This window comes from Alishewanella sp. HL-SH06 (genome assembly GCF_052656265.1).
The window spans coordinates 1,632,110-1,655,545 of sequence record NZ_CP199752.1 but is presented as its reverse complement, the minus strand read 5'-3'; the positions used below and the strand labels follow the sequence as shown (position 1 = coordinate 1,655,545).

At 46.9% G+C, this 23,436-nt stretch carries 21 protein-coding genes; 16 read left to right on the top strand and 5 right to left on the bottom strand.

Annotation, left to right across the window (positions count from 1 at the left end):
• Positions 1 to 169 precede the first annotated feature (169 nt).
• Both fadJ and fadI read right to left on the bottom strand, forming a co-directional pair.
• Positions 170 to 2,305: a fatty acid oxidation complex subunit alpha FadJ gene (gene fadJ / locus ACUJFK_RS07670; protein ID WP_445426557.1), complete on the bottom strand. Its 2,136-nt coding sequence runs from the start codon at positions 2,303 to 2,305 to the stop codon at positions 170 to 172.
• Complete coding sequence (gene fadI / locus ACUJFK_RS07665; protein WP_445426556.1) at positions 2,305 to 3,615, bottom strand: acetyl-CoA C-acyltransferase FadI; 1,311 nt, start codon at positions 3,613 to 3,615, stop codon at positions 2,305 to 2,307. Before fadI ends, fadJ begins: the two co-directional genes overlap by 1 nt.
• A 271-nt stretch (positions 3,616 to 3,886) precedes the next feature.
• Between fadI and ACUJFK_RS07660 the strand changes: the two genes are divergently transcribed.
• The 8 genes from ACUJFK_RS07660 (at position 3,887) to ACUJFK_RS07625 (ending at position 13,854) form a co-directional block, all read left to right on the top strand.
• Positions 3,887 to 4,840: an AAA family ATPase gene (locus ACUJFK_RS07660; RefSeq protein ID WP_226750848.1), complete on the top strand. Its 954-nt coding sequence runs from the start codon at positions 3,887 to 3,889 to the stop codon at positions 4,838 to 4,840.
• Positions 4,841 to 5,791, top strand: coding sequence for a DUF58 domain-containing protein (locus tag ACUJFK_RS07655; protein ID WP_445426555.1), 951 nt, complete (start codon positions 4,841 to 4,843; stop codon positions 5,789 to 5,791). It abuts the gene before it with no gap.
• Positions 5,781 to 6,281: a DUF4381 domain-containing protein gene (locus ACUJFK_RS07650; protein WP_445426554.1), complete on the top strand. Its 501-nt coding sequence runs from the start codon at positions 5,781 to 5,783 to the stop codon at positions 6,279 to 6,281. Before ACUJFK_RS07655 ends, ACUJFK_RS07650 begins: the two co-directional genes overlap by 11 nt.
• Positions 6,274 to 7,260: a vWA domain-containing protein gene (locus tag ACUJFK_RS07645; protein ID WP_445426553.1), complete on the top strand. Its 987-nt coding sequence runs from the start codon at positions 6,274 to 6,276 to the stop codon at positions 7,258 to 7,260. Before ACUJFK_RS07650 ends, ACUJFK_RS07645 begins: the two co-directional genes overlap by 8 nt.
• Positions 7,250 to 9,064 carry a vWA domain-containing protein gene (locus ACUJFK_RS07640; RefSeq protein WP_445426552.1) on the top strand — a complete coding sequence of 605 codons (1,815 nt, stop codon included), beginning with the start codon at positions 7,250 to 7,252 and terminating at the stop codon, positions 9,062 to 9,064. Before ACUJFK_RS07645 ends, ACUJFK_RS07640 begins: the two co-directional genes overlap by 11 nt.
• Positions 9,058 to 10,704 (top strand): BatD family protein, encoded by a 1,647-nt coding sequence (locus ACUJFK_RS07635; RefSeq protein WP_445426551.1) that lies wholly within the window; start codon positions 9,058 to 9,060, stop codon positions 10,702 to 10,704. Before ACUJFK_RS07640 ends, ACUJFK_RS07635 begins: the two co-directional genes overlap by 7 nt.
• Before the next feature lie 298 nt (positions 10,705 to 11,002).
• A complete protein-coding gene (gene putP / locus ACUJFK_RS07630; protein WP_445426550.1) occupies positions 11,003 to 12,499 on the top strand; it encodes a sodium/proline symporter PutP in 1,497 nt (498 codons plus the stop codon).
• Positions 12,500 to 12,627: 128 nt separating this feature from the next.
• On the top strand, positions 12,628 to 13,854 hold the full coding sequence (locus ACUJFK_RS07625) for an EAL and HDOD domain-containing protein (protein ID WP_226750841.1): 1,227 nt from the start codon (positions 12,628 to 12,630) through the stop codon (positions 13,852 to 13,854).
• 16 nt (positions 13,855 to 13,870) lie between these two features.
• Here the strand turns inward: ACUJFK_RS07625 and ACUJFK_RS07620 are convergent, their stop codons facing one another.
• On the bottom strand, positions 13,871 to 14,179 hold the full coding sequence (locus tag ACUJFK_RS07620) for a ComEA family DNA-binding protein (protein WP_445426549.1): 309 nt from the start codon (positions 14,177 to 14,179) through the stop codon (positions 13,871 to 13,873).
• A gap of 446 nt (positions 14,180 to 14,625) precedes the next feature.
• On the opposite strand from ACUJFK_RS07620, the gene ACUJFK_RS07615 reads away from it, so the two are divergent.
• From ACUJFK_RS07615 to ACUJFK_RS07595, 5 genes are all read left to right on the top strand, one after another.
• Positions 14,626 to 14,934: a PepSY domain-containing protein gene (locus ACUJFK_RS07615; protein WP_226750839.1), complete on the top strand. Its 309-nt coding sequence runs from the start codon at positions 14,626 to 14,628 to the stop codon at positions 14,932 to 14,934.
• A gap of 2 nt (positions 14,935 to 14,936) precedes the next feature.
• Complete coding sequence (locus tag ACUJFK_RS07610) at positions 14,937 to 15,617, top strand: response regulator transcription factor (protein ID WP_306176757.1); 681 nt, start codon at positions 14,937 to 14,939, stop codon at positions 15,615 to 15,617.
• Positions 15,614 to 16,933 carry an ATP-binding protein gene (locus ACUJFK_RS07605; protein WP_445426548.1) on the top strand — a complete coding sequence of 440 codons (1,320 nt, stop codon included), beginning with the start codon at positions 15,614 to 15,616 and terminating at the stop codon, positions 16,931 to 16,933. Before ACUJFK_RS07610 ends, ACUJFK_RS07605 begins: the two co-directional genes overlap by 4 nt.
• A gap of 81 nt (positions 16,934 to 17,014) precedes the next feature.
• The gene (folX, locus tag ACUJFK_RS07600; RefSeq protein WP_226750836.1) at positions 17,015 to 17,377 is read left to right on the top strand and encodes a dihydroneopterin triphosphate 2'-epimerase; all 363 of its coding nucleotides are present in this window, start codon (positions 17,015 to 17,017) and stop codon (positions 17,375 to 17,377) included.
• Positions 17,378 to 17,448: 71 nt separating this feature from the next.
• Positions 17,449 to 18,333 carry a TIGR01777 family oxidoreductase gene (locus ACUJFK_RS07595; RefSeq protein ID WP_445426547.1) on the top strand — a complete coding sequence of 295 codons (885 nt, stop codon included), beginning with the start codon at positions 17,449 to 17,451 and terminating at the stop codon, positions 18,331 to 18,333.
• An 88-nt stretch (positions 18,334 to 18,421) separates the two neighbouring features.
• Here ACUJFK_RS07595 and ACUJFK_RS07590 read toward each other — a convergent pair whose 3' ends face one another.
• Positions 18,422 to 20,908: an ABC transporter permease gene (locus ACUJFK_RS07590; protein ID WP_445426546.1), complete on the bottom strand. Its 2,487-nt coding sequence runs from the start codon at positions 20,906 to 20,908 to the stop codon at positions 18,422 to 18,424.
• Positions 20,898 to 21,602, bottom strand: a complete 705-nt coding sequence (locus ACUJFK_RS07585; RefSeq protein ID WP_445426545.1) for an ABC transporter ATP-binding protein — start codon at positions 21,600 to 21,602, stop codon at positions 20,898 to 20,900. The genes ACUJFK_RS07590 and ACUJFK_RS07585 overlap by 11 nt, the downstream gene beginning before the upstream one ends.
• On the opposite strand from ACUJFK_RS07585, the gene ACUJFK_RS07580 reads away from it, so the two are divergent.
• The 3 genes from ACUJFK_RS07580 (at position 21,601) to ACUJFK_RS07570 (ending at position 23,436) form a co-directional block, all read left to right on the top strand.
• Complete coding sequence (locus tag ACUJFK_RS07580; protein ID WP_445426544.1) at positions 21,601 to 22,191, top strand: arylesterase; 591 nt, start codon at positions 21,601 to 21,603, stop codon at positions 22,189 to 22,191. The genes ACUJFK_RS07585 and ACUJFK_RS07580 overlap by 2 nt on opposite strands.
• A gap of 60 nt (positions 22,192 to 22,251) precedes the next feature.
• Positions 22,252 to 23,142 (top strand): glycosyltransferase family A protein, encoded by an 891-nt coding sequence (locus ACUJFK_RS07575; protein WP_445426543.1) that lies wholly within the window; start codon positions 22,252 to 22,254, stop codon positions 23,140 to 23,142.
• A 156-nt stretch (positions 23,143 to 23,298) separates the two neighbouring features.
• Positions 23,299 to 23,436, top strand: a complete 138-nt coding sequence (locus ACUJFK_RS07570) for a hypothetical protein (RefSeq protein WP_445426542.1) — start codon at positions 23,299 to 23,301, stop codon at positions 23,434 to 23,436.

Here is a 23,436-nt window from a genome sequence, read left to right as displayed (position 1 = left end):
TGCCTCCTTTGTTGCTTTACTGTTGATATGGGTCAGCCCTCACTGTGTTGCTGATTATAACAGCAATCTGGAGGCCTTCCTGTTAATCTTTAGTCGCATAAACGTAAAAAGGGCCCTAAGGCCCTGATTACATAGTATAACCGCCCATAAGAAGGGCGATTGCTCTAACTTAGTTTGGATAAAACCGCTCGCCCTGCTCGGCCATTTTTAACAAACGTGGACACGGCGTAAAGCGACTGCCAAAGCGGTTTTCTAACTGACGTAAGGTCGCAATTAAGTTATTTACGCCTAAGCTGTCAATGTACCGGAACGGCCCGCCTAAAAACGGTGGGAAACCAATACCGAAGATAGCCCCGATATCGCCATCCCGCGCTGAAGCGATAATACCTTCATCTAAACAACGTACTGCTTCATTTAACATTTGAGCCGTACAACGGCTGGCAATTTCATCCGCATTCAGCGCAGGAGCCACCGTAACACCCAATACATTGTAAACCGATTCGTCCACCAGCTTTTTGCCTTTTTTCACTGACTTACCGTATTGGTAAAAACCTTTTTCTGTTTTCTTACCTTTACGACCGTCTGCCAGTAACTTCTCAAAAGCAGCGGGGGCAGTAAAACGCTCACCCAGTTCAGCGCTTAAGATCGGCGAAATTTTCGCGCCAACATCGATACCCACCTCATCTAATAAGGTAATAGGCCCGACCGGAAAACCAAACTTCACTAAAGCTTTGTCGATTTTCTCAATGGATTCACCTGCTAATAAAATATTGGCGGCTTCATTCATGTACAACGCTAAGATGCGATTAACATAAAAACCAGCTGCATCTTTGACCACGATGGGCGTTTTGCCTTGCTTGCGGGCAAAAGCAACGGTCGTCGCGATGGTCTGCGCTGAGGTTTTTTCATGGGCAATCACTTCAACCAATGGCATCTTATCCACGGGTGAAAAATAATGTAAACCAATTACTTGCTCAGGTCTGGCTGCCTTTTCTGCAATTTGATGAATAGGCAAAGAGCTGGTGTTACTGGCAAAAATGGTGTGTTCAGGGCAATGTTGCTCAATGTCGGCAACCATTTGCTGCTTTAACGCCAAATCTTCAAATACCGCCTCTACCACGATATCAACATCATGAAAGCCGCTAAAGTCGGTGGTGCCGGTGATCCGCAGTAGCTGCTTTTGCATGTCGGTTTTGCGCATAAAGCGCTTTTTCACTTTTTTATTCAGCTGATCATAGGTGTATTTCAGCGCTGCACTAATACCTTTCTCGCTAATATCTTTGATGCGCACCGGTAAACCGGCTTTGGTCGCTGTAACATTGGCGATACCGCCGCCCATCAAGCCACCACCAAGCACAGCGGCTTTATGAATTTTTTGAGGGATCACGGCACCAGCGCCGGTTTCTTTTTTCATTTGCGTGGTAGCAAAGAAAATACTGCGCAGTGCTGCCGACTCGGGAGTCATGCAAAGCTGACCAAAGGCTTTGGCTTCGGCGGCCAAACCTTGGTTGTAGCCCTGCTCTACCCCCGTTTGAATAACTCGGATAATTTTTAATGCGGCTGGGTAGTTACCCTGCGTTTTGGCTAACGTTTGTTTTAACGCTTGCGAGAACACCAGCTTACGTCCAGGCGAGGTTTGCTCTAACAGCTTGTTTAATAAGCTTTGCTTTTTAACCACTACCGGTGGTTTACCCGCCAAAACTTTTTTAACCGCCGCTTCTAACAAAATACTCTGCGGCACCACGTCATCGACCAAACCGGCTTTTTTTGCTTGCGCAGCACGCAGCTGTTTACCGGTTAAAATCATGTCTAAGGCTTTTTGTACGCCTACCAGTTTAGGTAAACGTTGCGTTCCCCCACTACCCGGTAATAAGCCCAGTTGCACTTCGGGTAAACCTAACACCGTTTTCGGGCTATCAGTGGCAATACGCGAATGACATGCCATGGCCAACTCTAAGCCACCGCCTAAACAAGGGCCGTGAATGGCGGCAACCACAGGCACACGCATCTGAGACAAACGGTCAAACATTTGTTGGCCCATTTGCGCAATCTTTTCCGCTTCGTCTGCACTTTTGCAGCTGTCTAACATGCTGATGTCGGCACCGGCAATAAACGAGTCTGCTTTGCCACTGATAAACACCACGCCTTTAATTTTGCTGTCGTTGGTAATTTTTTGTAGTAGCTGTTCAATTTCACTGGCGAAAGAGGCTTTTAACACATTCATGCTTTCGCCAACGATATCCATGGTCAAAATGGCCACCTGATCGTCGCGTACGGCTAAACTGAAGCTGTTGCTGTCACTCATTATTCTGTCTCCACAATCATTGCTGCACCCAAGCCACCGGCTGCACAAGCCGTAGTAAGGCCAACGCCGCCACCGCGACGGTTTAATTCATTCAGCGTTTGCACGATTAAGCGCGTGCCCGTTGCCGCAAATGGGTGTCCATATGCCAGAGAGCCGCCATTAACGTTAAATTTCGCCATATCAATCTCACCAATCGCTTGATCTAAGCCCAGCTGTTCTTTTGCAAACTTGCGACTAGCAAACATCTGCATATTCGCTAGCGCTTGCGCAGCAAAAGCTTCGTGCATTTCAATTAAGGTGAGATCGGCTAAGTTCATGCCTGCCCGAGCCAACGCAATTGGCGTAGCGTAAGACGGCCCCATTAACATATCTTGCCATACGTCAATGGCCGCAAAAGCATAACTACGAATGTAGCCCAGCGGTTTATAGCCGAGCGCTTTAGCTCGACCTTCAGTCATCATCAATACTGCCGAGGCTCCGTCAGTTAAAGGGGTGCTGGTAGCCGCAGTTACCGTGCCATGCGCTCGATCAAACACCGGCTTTAATTTGGCATAAGACTCTAATTTAGAGTCCATTCGGATATTGTTATCCATGTCTAAAAAGCGGCTGTAAGGCTCAACATGCGCAGTCATCACTTCGCCAGCCATCTTGCCTGACTGCCACGCCGCTGCGGCTAAGCTGTGTGAACGGTGCGCCATTTCATCTTGTGCTGCCCGGCTGATACCATGGCTTTTGGCCATTTGCTCTGCCGTGTCGCCCATCGATAAACCCGTGCTGTATTCTGCAATGGCCGGTGGCACTGGCATTAAATCTTTTAAACCTAACTTGCGCACGATGGCTAATTTTTGGCCAAGCGTTTTGGCTTTGTTTAAATCCACTAAGGCGCGTGCCAGTTTTTTACTGACACCAATAGGTAATACTGAACTCGAATCGGCCCCGCCAGCAATACCAACTTGGGTAATACCCGCCATCATCGACTCGGCAACACTTACCACCGATTGAAAACTGGTAGCACAAGCCCGTGTTACGCTGTAAGCGTCGGTTTGCACTGGCATACCGGAGCCTAATACAATTTCACGTGCAATATTGGGCGCTTCTGGCATTTGGATAACTTGGCCATACACCACCTGCTCAATTAAAGCAGGATCTAATTCGGTGCGGATCAATAATTCATTGACCACTAACTTGCCCAAGTCCAAGGCGGACACACCGTGAAACTCCGTTGCCTGTTTAGCAAAGGGGGTACGTAACCCAGCCACAATGGCGATACGTTCGCCCTGCCGAGTAGTGAGATTAATTGGCGCAGCCATAGTGATCCTCTTTTTGCAATTCTGTTTGATTACAGGTCTGACCTCTGAGTGTAGCTCGATTGTAACCACACTCAGCAAAAATTAAAACAGTTGTTTTAAGAGCGGTTTAATCGTTGCCATTTAGATTATCAATAATCAAAGGTCAACATGCCCCTTGCCCTTGTTTTCTTTTAACGGGAACCTTATAAAGGTTAGAACATCTTAGCTTAGCTAGCTTTGCCATTAATTGTGCAAAAATCATTCACTTATTGACTAAAAGACTAACATTATTATGGTTCAGGCATTTGCATCACTAAAAAGCTATTTAGACAGTCAAGTACTGGGGCAACCAGCACTGACCGAAGGGATCTTGTTGGCCTTACTGGCCAATGGTCATTTATTAGTAGAAGGGCCACCGGGGTTAGCGAAAACGCGCGCCGTAAACGCGCTGGCACAGGGTGTAGAAGCCGAATTTCATCGGATCCAATTTACCCCAGATTTACTGCCTGCCGATTTAACCGGTACCGATATTTATCGGCCAGAGACCGGCCAGTTTGCTTTTCAATCAGGCCCATTGTTTCACAATATTATTTTGGCGGATGAAATTAACCGTGCGCCCGCCAAGGTGCAATCTGCCTTATTGGAAGCGATGGCCGAAAAACAAGTTACCGTTGGGCGTAATACCTACCCTTTACCGGAATTGTTTTTAGTGATGGCCACACAAAACCCACTAGAGCAAGAAGGCACATACCCCTTACCAGAAGCACAACTCGACCGCTTCTTACTGCATTTAAAAGTGGATTATCCTGATAGCCAAACCGAATTAGCCATTTTGCGCCTAACCCGCGCTGAGGCTCGGCACGAAGCAGCTGCAGCGGCAAAGCCAATAAGCCAAGCAGAAATCTTTGCTGCCCGCCAAGCGATTTTAAAGTTACACCTTTCGGAAAGTCTTGAACACTATATGGTGCAGTTAATTATGGCGAGTCGCCAACCTGCCGCTTACAGCAGTAAACTGGCCAGTTGGATTGGCTATGGCGCCAGCCCACGCGCTACCATCGCATTAGATCGCTGTGCCCGTGCCCGTGCTTGGTTGCAAGAGCGTGATTTTGTGACGCCTGAAGATATTCAAGCGGTGTTTCATAATGTGATGCGCCACCGCTTAATTCTGACCTATGCCGCTGAAGCAGAGGGCATCAGCACCGATCATGTGCTCGATGAAATTTTACAGCAGGTCGCTGTGCCATAAATGAACATGCCAGAACCCACGCCGTCACAATGGTTAGCCACCCTACAAGCCAGCGGTTACCATCTTGGTTTAGCTGAGCTGTTGTGGTATCAACGCCATACGCAACTTTTGGATCTGCGCCCAACGATTGCCATTCAAAGCAAATTGGCCGGCAGTTATTTGGCCAAAAGCAAAGGTCGCGGCATGGAGTTTGACGAAGTGAGGCATTATCAGCCTGGTGATGACGTGCGAGCGATTGACTGGCGTGTTACCGCACGGACCGGCAAGGTGCACACCAAGCTATTTCGTGAAGAAAAAGAACGGCCAGTGTTTATACTTACCGATCTGAGCAGCAGTATGCGCTTTGGTTCCACCTTGTTATTAAAATCTATTCAAGCTGCGCATCTCGCTTCGGTGATCAGTTGGCACAGCAAAGCACATGGCGATAAACTTGGCGGCATTGTCTTTAGTCAGCAACAACATCGTTTACTCAAGCCGGCCAGTCGCACCCGTGGCGTACTGCGCTACCTGCAAGCCTTAGTCGATGTGCACCAAGCCGCCGCCCCTGCCCAAGGGTTATCCTTAGCGCAAGCGCTGGCCGAGGTACGCCGCTTGTTACGCCCGGGCAGTTTGTTGTATGTGCTGTCTGACTATAACGCTTTAGATGATGAAGCGATGCGCCATTTACAGCTGATCCGACAGCATAATGAAGTGCATTGCTGTCAATTGGTCGACCCGCTAGAACAACAACTGCCTGCCAAAGCGCAAGGCTCTGCCTTGGTGCAAGCCAATGCAGAGCCACTGTTGGTGACACTTGGCGATCGCAAGCTGCAGCAACGCTATCAACAACAGCAACAACAGACCATGCAAAAAATGCAACAGCAACTCCAACAACTCGGCTGTAAATGGCTTAGCATCAGCAGTGCTGAACCATTATTAACCCAATTGTCGAGGGGTTATCATGGCCGATAAACACGATTTACTGCCGCAATTAGCGGATATTTATGAGCCTGAACTAGCCAGCAGTATGTTGCCACCACTGGGTTATTGGTTGCTCGCCTTGCTGGCATTAACGTTACTAACCGCTTTATTATTTTGGCGCTATCGGGCAAAACAGCAATCGCGGGTTAAACGCGCAGCAATGGCCGAATTGGCACAAATTGATTGGCAATCGCCGCAAGCCGCCACCGCATTAAATGTGCTGTTAAAACGGCTATTAAAGCACTATCAACCTAGCCACCCGCTGTTAAGCGCCAGCACCGAGCAATGGCAAGCTTTTTTACAACAGCAATTACCGGCGCAGTTGACGCTTCCGCCTTTGGCCACGCTGCTTTATCAAGCACCTGGGCCAGATAAAACGGCACAGCAACAGCAATTTTGGCTGGCAACCCAGCACATCATTAAACAATTAGATCCTGTACAAGGGTTTACTTCATTTAAGCAAGGCGGCACCCATGCTTGATCTCGCTTACCCTTGGTTATTGTTAGCCTTGCCGTTACCGCTGTTGCTAAAGAAAAAACCGCAGCGCAATGGCAGTGCCCTTAATTTACCGGCTTTAGCTAAACTAGGCAGTGCCAATCAAGCCAAAGCCGAGCAGCGGAACGTCAGTCATTTTTTATTGGTGGTGATTTGGCTGTTATTAGTGATCAGTGCCACGCAGCCACGCTGGTTGGATGAGCCGGTAAGCTTGCCACAGCCTGGGCGCGAACTCATGTTAGCGATTGATTTATCCGGCTCAATGGATATCCCCGATATGCGATTGGAGATGGGGAATACCACCCGATTAAAAGCCATGAAAGTGGTGTTGGGTGAATTTATTCAAGCGCGTCAAGGAGATCGTATTGGTTTAGTGCTATTTGCCGATGCCGCTTTTCAGCAAACCCCGCTGACGTTTGACCTAGCCACAGTGCAGCAATTTCTTGATGATGCCGTTATCGGGCTGGTTGGGCAACGCACTGCCATTGGTGAGGCCATTGGCTTAACGGTAAAACGCTTTAATAATTTTGAGACCAGCAATAAAGTGCTGATTTTACTCAGTGATGGTGCAAACAATGCTGGCGATATTCAACCCCGAGAAGCATTGCAACTGGCTAAAGCGGCGGGCGTAAAAATTTACACGGTGGGGCTCGGTGCAGAACAAATGATTCAGCAAAGCCTGTTCGGACAGCGCAATATCAATCCGTCGCAAGATTTAGATGAGCCCTTGTTGATAGAATTAGCTGAAAGCACCGGCGGACGTTACTTTCGTGCTCGTAGCCCGCAAGAATTACGAGAAATTTATCAGTTATTAGATGAACTCGAACCGATTGAGCGTGAAGAGCTGACCTTTCGGCCACAGCGCAGCCTGTTGCATTATCCGCTGGCCCTCGCCTTGCTCTGTTCATGCTTTTTAGCGGTTCGGCGTATCAATTGGTCTGGAGTAACGAAAGATGTTCGCTGACTTTCATTTTTTACGACCTTATTGGTTACTGGCGCTGCTGCCACTGGCACTCCTTTGCTGGTTACTGCAAAAGCGGCGACAAGACACTAGCCCGTGGCAACAACTGATTGCCCCGCATTTGCAGCATGTGATGTTGTTGGGCCAACATATTCAGCAACGTCAACCTTGGGCGCTACCACTGTTAGCCAGCTGTTGGTTGCTGACAGTATTAGCGTTAAGTGGCCCCAGCTGGCAGAAACTGCCACAACCGGCCTTAACGGTGAAAAAAGCCACAGTTTTAGTCATGGATATGTCGTTATCAATGCGGGCAACAGATCTAACGCCCGATCGCCTGACACAGCAACGCTTTAAAGCTTTAGATTTCATTGATTTGCTGCAAGAAGGTGATTTGGGTTTAATCAGTTACGCCGCCGATGCCTTTGTCATTTCGCCACTGACGCCAGATCATAATAATATCCGCCTGCAAATTCCTACCCTACGCCCAGAATTGATGCCCGCTCAGGGCTCTAATGTGCTACGCGCGCTAGAGCAAGCCGCCGAGTTATTAGAACAAGCCGGTTATCCCAGCGGTGAAATTGTACTGTTTACCGACGGCTTTGATGCTGATAGTTATCAGTCTATCCAGCAATTACTTAACAATTGGCCACATCAATTAGCCATCATGGCTTTTGGTCAAGCCGAAGGTGCAGTGGTGCGTTTAGAAAATGGCGAACTGCTAAAAAATGCTCAAGGCGGTGTTGTGATGCCTCGTGTCCCTCTTGAACAACTGCGCGTTCTCGCTCGACAAGCCGGCGGAAGCTTAGTGCAAGCCGGTGCCGATAATGCGGATTTACAACAACTACTTAAACAAAACCAACAGCAATATGATGACAGACAGCCACAGCCCCTGATGACAGGCGATCAATGGCAAGACAATGCTGTTTATTTGGTATGGTTACTCTTACCCTTAGCACTATGGCTAGCGCGTAAAGCACCCATTTTAGTGATTTTGCCCTTGTTATATCTGCCACCAGCAGATGCCGTAAGTTGGCGTGATTTATGGCAAACAAGACAACAGCAAGCCGTAGAGGATTATCAACAGCAAGACTATCAACAAGCTCAACAGAAGTTTCGTGATCCTTTATGGCAAGGTAACGCCGCTTACCGCGCCGAAGATTATGCCGCAGCAGCAGAAGCCTATCAGCGAGCCAGCAACGACGCCCCCTCCGTTGATAGCTGGCACAATTTAGGTAATGCCTTAGCGATGCAACAGCAATATGAAGCTGCTTTAGCGGCTTACGAGCAAGCACTGGCGCTTGACGGCGAGGCGCCATCACCGGCGGCCAATGCTGAGCTAATGCGCAAGTTGTTAAAACAACAAGAGCAAGAACAACAACAGGATCAGCAACAGCAAGATAAACAACAAGGTCAGCAAGACGGCGATGCTGCCGACGACGCGTCATCTGAAAAGCAAGACGCTGAAGAGTCGGCTGAGTCCGAGCAAAACTCAGCAGAAGATGGCAGTGCCGGTGATAGCAGCGCACAAGCCGAGCAAAATGCTGAACAGCAAGAAGACGCCGCACAACGAGAGCAACAAGCCGCGCAGCAAGCAACAGAACAGCAACCCGGCGACGAACCGCCAAGCAATAAACAGCAAGTTGTAACTGAAAACTGGCCCAATGCCACGCCAGAACAACAACAAGAGCTAGAAAACCTGCTGCGCAAGGTACAAGACGATCCGGGTATTTTACTGCGCAACAGAATGTTATTAGAACATCAGAAACGTCGTACTCAACCCCCTCCAGGAGCTCGTCAGGAATGGTGACATCGGTATTTAACAGCTTTATTTTTCTGTTACTGGTTATGAGCATGCCGCTAGCGGCCTTTAGTTCACTGACCAGTGAAGTAGATAAAAACCCGGCACTGGCCGGTGAAGCCATCACCTTGGTTGTCACGGCAGATAGCCGTTTATCGGCTGACGCCTTAAATTATCGGCAGTTAGAGCAAAACTTCCGCGTAATGGCACCGTCGGTTAGCCAAAGCACGCAAATTATTAACGGCCAAAGCAGCCAAAGTACCCGCTGGTCACTGACGTTATTTCCGCTGAACAGCGGCGTGTTCACTATTCCGGCCTTTGAAATTAACGGTATTCGTTCTTTACCGCTCACCGTGGAAGTGTTAGACCAACCCATAAAAAAAGATGCCTCACGCGAGCTGTTTGTTGAAGCCAATTTAATTGCCACCAATAACGTCTATGTGCAACAAATGTTGTATTACGATGTGGTGATTTATTTTAGCGGTGATTTACAGCGCGGCACCTTAACTGAACCGCAACTCGAAGGTGCTGAGATTAAACGGGTGGGTCAAGATGCCGAAGGCAGCGCTATCGTTAATGGTGTGCGTTATCGCACTATTACCCGTCGTTATAGTGTTATCCCGCAGCGCAGCGGAGATATGGTGATTAACCCGCCGGTATTTACCGGTGAAGTGATTGATCGCGATAACAGCAACTACAATTATTTTGCCCGCAGTAAAACTGTGATGCAGGAAGCCAACCCCATTACCCTGCAGGTATTACCGCAACCAGATAATTTCCCTGGAAATTGGCTTGTCGCCGGTTTAGTTACACTGACAGAAGAGTGGCAACCCAATAACACCGAATTAGTGGTCGGCGAGCCCGTTACGCGGATCATCACCTTATCGGCAGTCGATGTGTCGCCCAGTCAATTACCCGAGTTATCTCAGCAACTGCCCGCGCAATTACGCTCATATGATGAACAGCCGCAAAGTGTCGGCGCTGAACGTAATGGCCGCTTGGTCGCGCAAAAAGTCTTTACCACGGCTTTAATTGCTAATGCTGAGGGGGATGTAACACTTCCAGAAATTAGTTTGGCTTGGTGGAATAGCCAAACGGATCAATTACAAACTACGGTGTTACCTGCACGTACATTTAAAGTTATTGCAGCAGCAGGTGCTAAACCTACTGCCAACACGCTGCCTGCGCCAATGGCTACCACACCGTCAGTGGCTAGCAACCCTTGGCAATGGAATTACACCTCAAGTCTACTTAGCCTGCTCTGGCTTGCATCAATGCTGATCGCGCTTTACTTTTTAAAATCACGCTCTGCGCAACCAGCAGCTTTAAACACAGTACGCAGCGCCAAAGTGATGGCGGATAATCGCTTGCTACAACAAGCCTGTGCCGTAGGTGATGCAGCAACAGCGGCACAGCAATTACTCCTTTGGGGGCAACAGCAATTTGGCACTTCGATGCGCTCTTTAGGGCAGTTAATGGGCCACCTACAAGATGAGGCGTTATTAGCCGAGTTAAAGCAGCTGGAACAACAACTGTACAGTAACACCGACAGCCCGTGGCAGGGCAACAGCCTTTATCAGCAATGGCGGCAATGGCAAGCGCCAGCAAAACAGCCTACACCGCAAGGGCTGGCGTCACTTTATCCTTGATAAATTGCGGTTAACCCCATAATAACGTACTGAAAACCCAAAGCCCCTGTATTAGCTACCGGGGCTTTACGTTAGAATGACCAAGAGCTGAGACCGCGTTACTGAAAATGACTGGTATCTAAGCAGCCTAGTTGTTAACATTTAAAGTGATTTGACTTTTGCTGATGGGGATCGAAACGGTTGTCGCGTCAGCAAACGTCAGCTCAATCATCATTATCGCGAGATACTCTCAAGGTTAATCGCCTGGTCAGTTAACCTCGCTGTAATGCCAAATAAAACTAAAAAAGGAGCTCGCGTAGTGGAAACTGCCACCCTAATATCTTTGGGTATTTATTTTCTTGCCATGATCGGCATCGGTTTATATTCCTACAATGCCACAGATAATGATGTTTCAGGCTATATGCTCGGTGGTCGTAAACTCGGCCCTGGCGTAACAGCGCTCTCTGCCGGTGCCTCTGATATGAGTGGTTGGATGTTAATGGGCTTACCCGGCGCCATGTATGTTTCTGGCCTTAGTAGCACCTGGATAGCGGTCGGTTTATTAATTGGTGCTCTACTGAACTACCTGATTGTTGCGCCAAGACTGCGGGTGTATACCGAAATAGCCAATGATGCGATTACCATTCCGGATTACTTTGAAAAACGTTTTGAAGACAAAACGCGCATGCTGCGTATTGTCTCTTCTTTAGTTATCGTTATTTTCTTTACGCTGTACACCTCTTCAGGTGTCGTGGGCGGCGGTAAATTATTCGAAAGCTCGTTTAATCTTAACTACGAACTGGGCCTGTATATTACCGCGGGCGTAGTGGTTATTTACACCCTGATTGGCGGCTTTATGGCGGTTAGCATTACCGACTTTGTGCAAGGCTGCTTAATGTTTATCGCTCTGGTATTAGTGCCTATCGTGGCGATTGATCACCTTGGCGGGATCAGTGAAGTTAACCAAATTGTCACTAACATCAACCCTGATTTAATGAATTGGGTAGCCGGCAGTTCAGTTCTGGGAATCATCTCAGCGCTCAGTTGGGGCTTGGGCTATTTTGGCCAGCCGCATATCATCGTACGCTTTATGGCGATCCGTTCGGTTAAAGATATCAAAATGGCTCGTCGTATAGGCATGAGCTGGATGTTTGTGACCATCGTCGGTGCCATTACTACCGGTTTTGTGGGTATCGCTTATGTGGCGAAAACCAAAATGGACATCGCCGATCCTGAAACCATCTTTATTGTCTTCTCACAGTTTTTATTCCATCCGCTGATCAGTGGTTTTTTACTAGCGGCTATTTTAGCGGCCATTATGAGTACCATCTCATCACAGCTGTTGGTAACGTCGAGCTCGTTAACCGAAGACTTTTATAAAACCTTTGTGAATCGCAGCGCCACCCAAACAGAATTAGTGGTGGTGGGTCGTTTATCGGTATTATTAGTGGCCTTAGTGGCTATCGCTCTAGCCTACGATCGCGATAGTTCAGTACTGCAATTAGTAAGCAATGCTTGGGCCGGTTTTGGTGCGGCCTTTGGCCCTCTGATTATCATGAGCTTGTATTGGCCACGCATGACGTTTGCCGGTGCGCTTAGCGGTATTATTGTTGGTGCGGGCACTGTATTACTGTGGATCTACTTACCTATCAGCATTAATGGTCAAACGCTAAGTGCGACCATGTACGAAATTGTACCAGGGGTGATCTTCAGTACTTTAGCCATTATTGTTGTCAGTTTAATGGGTAGAATGCCATCAGAAAGTGTACAGCAGATGTTCACTAAGATGCTCACCACCCTAAAAGCAAACACTTAATGCGCTTTAATCGAAACAGCCAGTGACAAAACAGGCTGTTTTTACTGATTGTGCTGAAGATACGCTGGCTTTCATAGCCAGCGTTTTGTTACATTAAGCAAAGTTTACTTGTCGGAGAAACCTCACGAATGTTTTTTTATGCCGCTCGCCAACCCATCTTGGACCGAAATAAAGCGCTCTTCGGCTACGAATTGCTATTTCGGGATGGCGTCGATAACGCATTTCCAGACATTGATGGTGATGAAGCCACGTCAAAAATGATTGAAGGCAGTCAATTTGCTTTTGGTTTAGACGACTTTCTGGGCGATAAGCCGGGCTTTATCAACTTCACACTAGAAACACTGCTAAAAAAATACCCCAGTATGCTGCCAAAAGAACAGGTAGTCATTGAAGTACTCGAAACGGTGCAACCGGGCAAACGCCTGCTAGCAGAATGCCAGCAACTTAAAGAGCAAGGTTATGTTTTGGCACTCGACGATTACGAGCATAAACATGTTTGGCGGCATTTTTACCCTTATATTGATATTATCAAAATCGATTTTCGCAGCACCAATAGCGAACAAATTGAAGAAATAAAAACGGCGATTGCCGACTTTCCGAACATCAAGTTATTAGCCGAAAAAGTAGAAACTATTGAAGAGTTTCAACAAGCTATGGATCAAGGTTTTGCCTACTTCCAAGGTTACTTTTTTTCTAAGCCGGAAATGATGCAAGCCAAAGCGCTTTCTCCTTCACAATTGGCATTAGCTGAGCTGTTATATGAAACATCGAAGGCCGATATGGATTTAGTGCAAATTGCCGAAGTGTTTAAACGCGATGTGACGCTTTCATATAAGCTATTACGTTATAGTAACTCGGCCATTTTCCGCCGCCGCACTGAAATTGATACCATCAAGCATGCCATCGTAGTGCTTGGTCAAGCTGAGTTAAAGAAATTTTTATCCTTATTATTTACCGCGCAAATCAGTACCGACAAACCGGCTGAACTGATGCGAATGGCCATGACTCGGGCAAACTTTGCTGAAGGCTTAGCGGCATTATCGGGCACAGTACCGTTAGAGAAAGCTTTCTTAACCGGGATGATGTCGTTAATGGATGCGATTTTAGATGAGTCAATTGAAAGCGTGATGGAAAAATTACCGCTGTCAGCTGATATCAAAGACGCATTAGTGAATAAAGAAGGCGTGCTTGCCGATTATATTCGCTTAATTGAGTATTACGAAACGGCGCACTGGACGGAAGCGACGAGCACTATCAAACACCTGAATTTACCTGTTGAAAAAGTACCGGATGCGTATCATCAGGCTGTGCAATGGGCTAACGAACAAATGAAAGCCTTAGGCGAACTCGCCTAAGGCTTTGCTTTAACCCTTAGTCAAAACTGACATATTGCGCCACGCGTGCCGCCAGTTTTGGGCCAATGCCTTTTACTTTGGTCAGATCCGCTTCATTGCTAATAGCACCATTTTCATTAATGTGCGCCACTATCGCTTCTGCTTTCACTTTGCCTAAACCTGGCACGGCAACCAATTGCTCTACACTGGCTTGATTCAAGCGTAATTTAGTGGTCGCTTGGCTAGCGGTCGCTTTAGTCACTTCTTGAACATTACTATTGGCTAAACTGTGGTTAGCTACCAATACGGCAGTAGCTAGCAATGTGGCAACAATAATATTTTTCATAACAGCTTTCCTCCCGAAATGGCTGGATGCCGCAGCAGTAAACACTGACATAACCTTACTTACCTACCAGAGTCGGTAGCCGCTGGTAGCTACAACATTCGCAAAGCGGACATCGCAAGCAAAATTACCGACCGCATTAAATCTAGACGCAGAAAAAAATTTTGCAACTTTATTTTAAAAAATTTAATTAAATAGCTACATTCACATTCAGGTTGAATTAAGCCATCAACGCCTATTCTTCGCACATTGCTGATTGCCGCCAATAGAATATTTCAGTACATTAGCAAGAATACACAAACAGATTATGAAGTTAGACATAAATCAGCGGTTAGCTTATGCCAATCACAGCGTATTACTTTGTGGCTTCTACAGTTTAAGCAAGGCCTGTAGTTAACACACCTTACCAGTCGTAGCGGTGTTCCACACTGTCTAGGGGGTTGAATAATATGACAAAAATACTCACGATTTTACTTAGTTGCAGTTTGCTGCTGGTGCTTGTTGCGCCCTTGCAAGCAAACGATAGCGCTATGTTGTTGAGTGATAACAAAGAACCTGCAAAACAACCCACTGTATTACCCACAAAAGACATTACGAAAGAAACTGCAGCGCAACTCGCAAAACAACGTTTTCCTGGCCGTATCCTCAAAGTTAGAGCAGAATCTCGACAATATCGTGTACGAGTGATGCAAGATGATGGTCGAGTTGTTAATGTTATTGTCGATGGCCGCAGCGGCCGTGTTAAAAGGGAAGATTAAGCATGCGAGTTTTAGTCATCGAAGATGAAAAATTATTAGCCGAGCAAATTAAGAACGACCTGCTACAACAACAATTTAGCGTTGATCTGGCGGTAGATGGTGCCGAAGGTTGGTTTAAATTATCCGAATATCCTTATGATCTGGCCATTATTGATTTGGGTTTACCCAAGTTAGATGGCTTATCGGTGATCCGCAAAGCGCGTAAACAAGAATTAAAAACCCCTATCATCATTTTAACAGCGCGTGGCAGCTGGCAAGAAAAAGTGGAAGGTTTAGATGCTGGTGCTGATGATTATTTAACGAAACCCTTTCACAATGAAGAGTTATTAGCCCGTTGTAACGCACTGATCCGCCGCGCAGCTGGTCAACCGGATCCCACCCTGAGCTCGGGCCCAATTTCTTTAAATAGCCGCACACAACAGGTGTGGCTGGGTGAAAACGAAGTGAGTTTAACCGCCTATGAATATAAAGTGCTAGAGTACTTTATGCTCAACCCAGGTAAGGTGATCTCTAAAACTGAACTAACCGAGCACATCTACGATCAAGACTTTGATTTAGACAGTAATGTTATTGAAGTGTTTGTACTGCGGTTACGTAAAAAACTCGACCCCGATGCTGAGTTAAAACCGATCGAAACACTGCGTGGTCGGGGTTATCGCTTTAATTTACAAGTGAGTAAATGAGAGTTATCCCTCTTAAGCTCCGTCAAGGGCTGGTAAGCGCAGTATTATTAGTATTGCTGCTGCCCAGCTCTTTTTTGGCTATTGAGCAAGCCTTTCACACTCAGCTGTTAACCAATGCGGAACAAAAAATGGAAGTACATATGTACGCCATTTTGTCTGAGCTTAACTTGGTTAATAACAAAATAGAATTAACCAACAACTCGCTGGCCCCAGACTTCTATCGGCCAGACTCGGGTTTAAGTGCTTATGTTACCGACGGCAAACAGCTTTTATGGCAATCCGACTCTTCGCTTAATCAAAGCTTTCGTGTGCCAGACATTACCTTAGTACCAGGGCAGCATATTTTTTATGCTGAACAACAGCAAGACAGCCAATTTCAAATTCTCAGTATCGCTTTTTTGTTTGATTCCGGTGAAAGCGCTCGCCCGCTCGCCATTCATGTGGTGCAAACCGCAGAATTGTTACTTGCACCACACAAAAGCTTCCGCTCAACGCTATTACGTTGGTTTATTGGTATTGCACTAGGTTTATTACTGCTTAGTATTCTGGCTTATTACTGGACGACCAAACCGTTAACCCGCTTAGACCATGAAATCAGACAACTTGAACGCGGTAAACAAGATCACTTAATGGGCAATTATCCGTCTGAGCTAAATGTTATTAAAGAAGATCTGAATTTATTATTAGCCAGTCAAAACCGCCAAAAGCTGCGCTATCGTAACCATTTAAGTGACTTAGCGCATGCCTTAAAAACCCCGGTAGCCGTGCTTAGAACCTCCCCTTTAGCTCAACAGCCTGAACTAAAAGAACAAATTGACCGCATTACTGCGATGATCGAGCATCAGCTAAAAAAAGCCAGCAGCTCAGGTCAGGATATTTGGAAAAAAGAAACGCTGATCTTACCGCTACTAGAAAAGCTAATTAACGCCCTACAAAAAATTTACCGTGATAAAGACTGTGAAATTGAGCTAGTGTGCAGCGAAGAGGCCTTTTTCCGTGGTGATGAAACCGATTTAATGGAAGTATTGGGTAACTTACTGGATAACGCCTGTAAAGCCAGCCGTCATCAAGTTCGGGTAACTATCGGCCAACAACCCTTTTCAATTATCGTCGAAGATGATGGCCCTGGCATTGCGAAAAAAAATCGCCAAGAACTGTTTCAACGTGGCACACGACTCGACACCTATGTCGAAGGCCATGGCGTCGGCTTATCTATCGTCTCTGAGCTGGTAAACTCATACTCAGGCAACATTACCATTAGCGACAGTGAGTTAGGCGGTGCCTGTTTTACCCTTGTATTTAATGACGATGCCTAAATACCTAAACAAATTACTGTACTGATTGATCGCAGCGCGTTAGCGTAGCGTAAGCAGTTAAAATTAATTAAGGGTATTATTATGGATCTTAATCCGGCAACAATTAGAATCAAAAACCTGCGCTTACGCACTTACATCGGCATTAACGAAGATGAGATTGCGAACAAACAAGACGTGGTCATAAACGCTAAAATTGTTTATCGCGCTGAAACAGCCGCACAAACCGATGACATGGCTAACGCGCTAAATTATCGCACCATCACTAAACAAATTATTGCCCTGGTTGAAAACAATCGCTTTGGTTTATTAGAAAAACTCACCTCTGACGTCCTTGCTTTAGCCAGTGCGCATGCCTCTGTTAGCTACGCTGAAGTGGAAATCGACAAACCGCACGCCCTGCGTTTTGCCGATTCTGTTTCGCTAACCTTATCGGTTAACAAATAACCCGCTATACTTCAATAAAGGTTGATGTGTTACAACTGTTTGTAACAACAACGTAAGTAAGGATACCTGATATGCAGATCCTCATTACGGGCGGCACCGGCTTAATCGGCAGTGCTTTAGTACGACTTTGGCAAGCTGAGCATAAACTGCTTATCCTCAGCCGTACCGGCCGTAAAAGTGCTAACAGTAACATTCACTATATTAATGCCCTTTCAGAAGTGGATTTTAATACCATTGATGTGGTGGTGAACTTAGCGGGTGAGCCCATTGCGAAGCGCCGCTGGAGCGAAAAACAAAAAAACCTTATTTGCCAAAGCCGTTGGCAGCTTACTGAAGCACTTAGCAAACTGATCAGTCAAGCTTCAACGCCTCCAAAATTGCTGATCAGTGGCTCTGCTACGGGTTATTATGGCCGGCAGGGCAACACTGAGATCACCGAAGAATACGATGCTTTTTTCCCTGAATTTACCCACGATATTTGCGCGAAATGGGAAAACTTGGCGATGCAAGCCAGTAGTGATAAAACCCGCGTAGCGTTGTTACGTACAGGCATCGTGTTAGCCGAAGACGGCGGCGCACTAGCCAAAATGTTACCACCTTTTAAAATGGCATTAGGCGGGGTCATGGGCGACGGCACACAGTATATGTCGTGGATCCATTTAGACGATATGGTTAATCTTATCAACTTTATTATGCAACACGACGATATAAGCGGCCCGGTGAATGCCGTAGCACCGCGCCCAGTAACCAATAAAGTGTTTACCGCTGAATTAGCTAAACGTATAAAACGCCCTGCGGTATTACCGATGCCGGCGTTTATGGCCAGCTTGTTGTTTGGTGAAATGGCCGACATTTTGCTATACGGGCAACGCGTGGTTCCGCAAAAACTGCTAAAAGCCGGTTTTACGTTCCGCTATCCGCAGCTATCGCAGGCATTAGCCGCATTAACATTGTGACGTCAAAGCAAAAAGCCAAAAAACAAAAACCCCTAACATATGATTAGGGGTTTTTAGTTTTAGCAGTTTTTGTTGGCTTACCCAGCCATTATCCTTGTAGCACTCGGCGGATCAATACCGCACCTGGCACTTGCAATAAGCGACGTAACTGCCACCAGCCCAAAGCAGACACTAGCAGCGCACCACTGAGCGGCCCCATCCACCATAAGGCATAATGAAAACTAAAGGGTAATTCAAACAAGCGCTGTTGCAGGGTTAATAACAACACTTCTGCCAGCACTGTGGCAAACAAGCCCGCTAACGCCCCCAAAAAAGTAAACTCTAAGATTAGCGCATTGCGTAAAAAAGCATAACGCGCGCCAAGGGTACGCAATATGGCTAACTCTTGCTCGCGTTGCTCTAGGGTTGCTTGCACTTGTGCTACCAGTACCAACGCCGAAGCCAAGATAATTATCAGTAATATAAAGCTAAGTGCGACGGTGACTTGCGCAATAATGTCTTGCACCTGTTTGATTATCGCCTCGACACTTAATACGGTGACCGTGGGCATCAAACGCGCTAACTGATTAACGAGCTGATAGCGATCCGGCTCGATATAAAACGCCGTGATATAGCTAGCCGGAAAACCTGCTAACAAATCCGGGCTTAAAATCATGTAGAAATTTGGCTGCAAGCTGTTCCAATCTACCTGCCGAATGCTGCTGATCTTGGCCGAGACCATTTGCCCGCCAATCGAAAACTGCACCTGATCATCTAATTTCAAACCTAAGCGCTCAGCGAGTTCCTGCTCTACCGACACCTCACCGCGACTTTCAGTTGAAAACCAGTTACCACTTAAGATTTTATTGGCTGTAGGTAGGGTGGATAGCCACGTTAGGTTTAACTCTCGCCCAACCCCCGTGCGTTGTTCAGTGCGATCTTCTTTTGTGGCTTCATCGCGCATTTGCTCTTGGTTCACTTGCACTAAACGCCCCCGCACCACCGGATAAAACGGCTCAGATTGCAGTTGATGCGCTTTGGCAAAGTCTGCTAATTGGCTACGCTGCGCTTCGCTGACATTCACCAGAAAGTGATTGGGAGCACCTTCTGGGATCTGCTGTTGCCACTGTCCAATTAATTCGGCGCGCACAAAATACAGCAACAACGCCAAGAACAAGGCTAAAGAAAAAGTAATTAACTGAAAGCTATTCGCCCATAACCTGCGGCGTAAATTGGCCAGTGCCAGCTTGCCAGCACTGCTTTGGCCCGCGGCTACCGGTTTAGCGGCTTTCACCATTAAGGCTGCGATTCCTAATAGCGTACCGACGAACACCCCACAAACTAAAAACAAGCCGATGCTAATTAACCATTCACCTGAAAATAGCCACATTAAACCGAATACCGCGACGGCGCCGGTGATAAATTGCCAACGATCAAACACCAGCTGCTGCACTGGTTGTTTTAGTACTTGGATCGCTGGGGTGATGGTGAGTTGCCATAAAGGCCGAGCGGCAAACAGTAAGGCACATAAAATACAGGTTAGGCTACCCAGCCATATTGGCCGCAAACTAAATTCAGGTCGAAAATCGCCAACATACAAAACAATGGCCGACTCGACCCCAAGCAAAGTTAACTGCCCCAGCAATAAACCTAAGCCAAGGCTAAATAGCACCACTAGCAGTAAATGACTACAATAAATTTGCCGCACCTGCGCGGTGGTTGCGCCGAGGGCTTTGATAATAGCCACGGCTTGAGCGTGGCGCTGACTATAACGGCTTGCCGCTACTGCAGCAGCGCAGGCGGCTAACACGATACCTAACAAACCGGCTAATAATAAAAAGCGCTCAGCCCGCTCTAGGGCGCCACCCACGGCCGTTTGTCGATCACGATTACGCCAACGCTCGTGTACCGAGAGTAACGGTGTCACAGCAGTGGCAAAGCTGTCTAATTCGGCATTACCGCCGGCAAATAAATAACGGTAACTAATACGACTGCCCGGCTGCACAATGCCGGTGGCCACGACATCTGCGATGTGCATGATCACGCGGGGCGAACCACCAAACACACTGAGCGGTGCATCGGGTTCATTAACGATAACACCGGCAACTTGCAAACGGCTGCTGCCTAATTCAATGTCATCACCAACAGACACCTCAAGTAATCCCAGCAAACGCGGTTCAACCCAAATTTGCCCGGGCGTTAAACTGCCTAGTTCACCACTAAGCACGTTATTTGATTTATGCAGTATCAACTCGCCCCTTAGCGGGTAAGCAGTGTCGACAGCTTTGATTGTCGCCAATTGCATTTGTTGTGCACTAAACAGCATGGAATCGAACTGCATTTGCTGCGCAACTTGCAGGCTTTGCTGTTTAGCTAGGCTAATAATTTCTGGGTTAAATGGCTGACTCGAGCCCAAAACGCGATCCGCAGCAATAAATTGCGCACTGCGCTGCTCCAGCGCCACCCGCACCGTTTGGGTAATACCACTGAGGCTTACTACGGAGAAAACGGCTAAAAACAATGCAAAAGCAATAACCCATAACTCACCACGTTTTAATTCACGCCAAAATAAGCGCCAGGCAATACTAGCCCACATGAGCAGGCTCCTCTGTTTCGACAAAACGCCCGGCTTGCATTTTTAACTGGCGCTGACAACGTGCGGCAAGTTCTGCATTGTGCGTAACTAGCACCAAGGTAGTGCCTTGTTGCTGGTTTAATTCAAACAATAAATCTTCAATACGCTGGCCGGTCGTGGCATCTAAATTGGCGGAAGGTTCATCGGCAAATAAAATAGCCGGCTGCGTAATAAAGGCGCGGGCAATCGCCACGCGTTGCTGTTCACCACCCGATAGCTGCGCTGGATAAAAATCTGCACGATCTTGTAAGCCAACTTGCTTTAATAGGGTTAACGCCCGCTGTTTTGCCTGCTTATCCCCGGCTAGCTCGGCGGGTAAAGTAATATTTTCAATAGCGGTTAAACTGGGTAGCAATAAGAACGATTGAAACACAAACCCCACATGCGCCGCGCGGATCCCGGCACGGTCATCCTCAGATAAGTTATGCAGCGGCTGCCCGGTTAAAAAAACTTCACCGGCACTGGGCACATCTAAGCCGGCCAATAAACTCAATAAGGTCGATTTGCCTGAACCAGACGCACCAACAATGGCGACAGTCTCGCCTTGATTGATTGTCAAACTAATATCATGCAGGATAGTCAGTGATCCTTCGCTAACATTCACCCGTTTAGCAAGGTTAACCGCTTTAATATGAATTTCAGGTAGTTTAGTCATGCGCATCATCTTATGTTTTGTATTGTTTATTATTAGCCAGAACGCTCTGGCCCAAAAGTTCATGATCCTTGGCGATAGCTTAAGTGCGGCTTATGGCTTACAAGAATCGCAAGGCTGGCCTGCCTTACTTGCCGAAAAAACCGAGCTCACGCTAATTAACGCCAGCATCAGTGGCGAAACCACCGGTGGCGCCCTCGCCCGTTTGCCTGCACTTCTGAAAGAACATCAACCCACTTGGGTGTTAGTTGAACTTGGCGGTAACGATGGCTTACGGGGTTTTACGCCACAGCTTATCGAAGATCAATTGCAACAAATTATTATCACAGCCAAGCAGCATAATGCCCAACCGATACTTATGCAAATACGCATTCCACCCAACTACGGACCACGTTACGTTGAGCGCTTCACCGCGATCTACCCGACACTCGCCGAGCAACATCAGATCCCGCTATGGCCGTTCTTTATGGATGAGATTGCGATTAAACCAGAATTGATGATGCAGGATGGTATTCATCCTAATGCCAAAGCTCAACCCATCATTCGAGATCTGATGAAAGAACTTATTTCTTCACTGAGCGATAAAAATTAATTTAGATCTATAATTACGCAAGTTAATGCGTGATACGCAATATTCAGGGATGAAAGAACCATGCAAAATTTATCGTTCGCAGTCGCGGTCTTTGCGCATAATAGCAGTAACACAATACGCCAATGCCTTATCAGTATTTTTAATGCGCTACCCGAAAAGCATGCTGGCGTATTTGTCATCGCCAATGGCTGCACCGACGATACGGAACACATTGTCAAACAATTACAAAAAGAACACGAAAATCTTCACCTTGCCAACCTTAACCTTGCTGATAAAGCTAATGCATGGAACTACTATGTTCATAATTTGGCACCTAATGCCGCTTTGCATTGTTTTGTTGATGGTGATGTGCAAGTGCAAACAAAGGCATTGCATGCCTTAGCAATAACACTACAAAATACACCCAAGCTAAATGCCATCGCAGGCGTGCCGATTATGGGGCGAGATCAACAAGGCTGGACTCAGCGCATGATAAAATTTGGCCGAGTATCCGGTGGGCTCTACGCCTTATCTGCCCATTTTATAGCCCGGTTACGCCAACAAAAAACACACTTACCTATTGGTTTTATTGGCGAAGATTTTCTCGTGTCGTTACTGGCGAAAAACCAGCTTGAACAATCAGGATTATTTACACCAAGCCCATTGCTTTACGTTGAAACCGCGGCTGGCTTTTCATTTAATTCTTTGTCGGTTTTAAATATCAAAGACTACTGGGCGTATTTTCGACGTTTACTCAGATACCGAGCCAGAGATTACCAACTGACAATGCTTTTAAACTATATAGTTCATCATCCAGGGCATACCTGGCCAGAAACAATACAAGCATTATATCAAGCATCTAAACCACTGCCCGGCTATTATTGGCGCGGGCGTAGCACCATTATCGATTGGTTGGTTGTATATAACATAAGAAGAATCGCGCAGAGTAGTCATAACCGCTTTGAAATGTAATCTGAATGGGATTCACAGTACCCCTGTTTAGTAAACTAAAAATATCAGTGTCTGACCAATGCTCAAAATACTTATTCCACCGAACTATTAACCAAGTTACGTCGAGCGCTTCAGCGCTATCTATCCCGCACTCGCCGAACAGCATCAGACCCCAATGTGGCCATTTTTATGGGTGACATTACGATTAAACTCGAATTGATAATGAAAGATGGTATTCACCCGACGGCTGAAACGCCGCCGCTGATTAGGGATATTATGTTGCCGTTGATTATGCAGCTTGAACAAGCGCCTTAG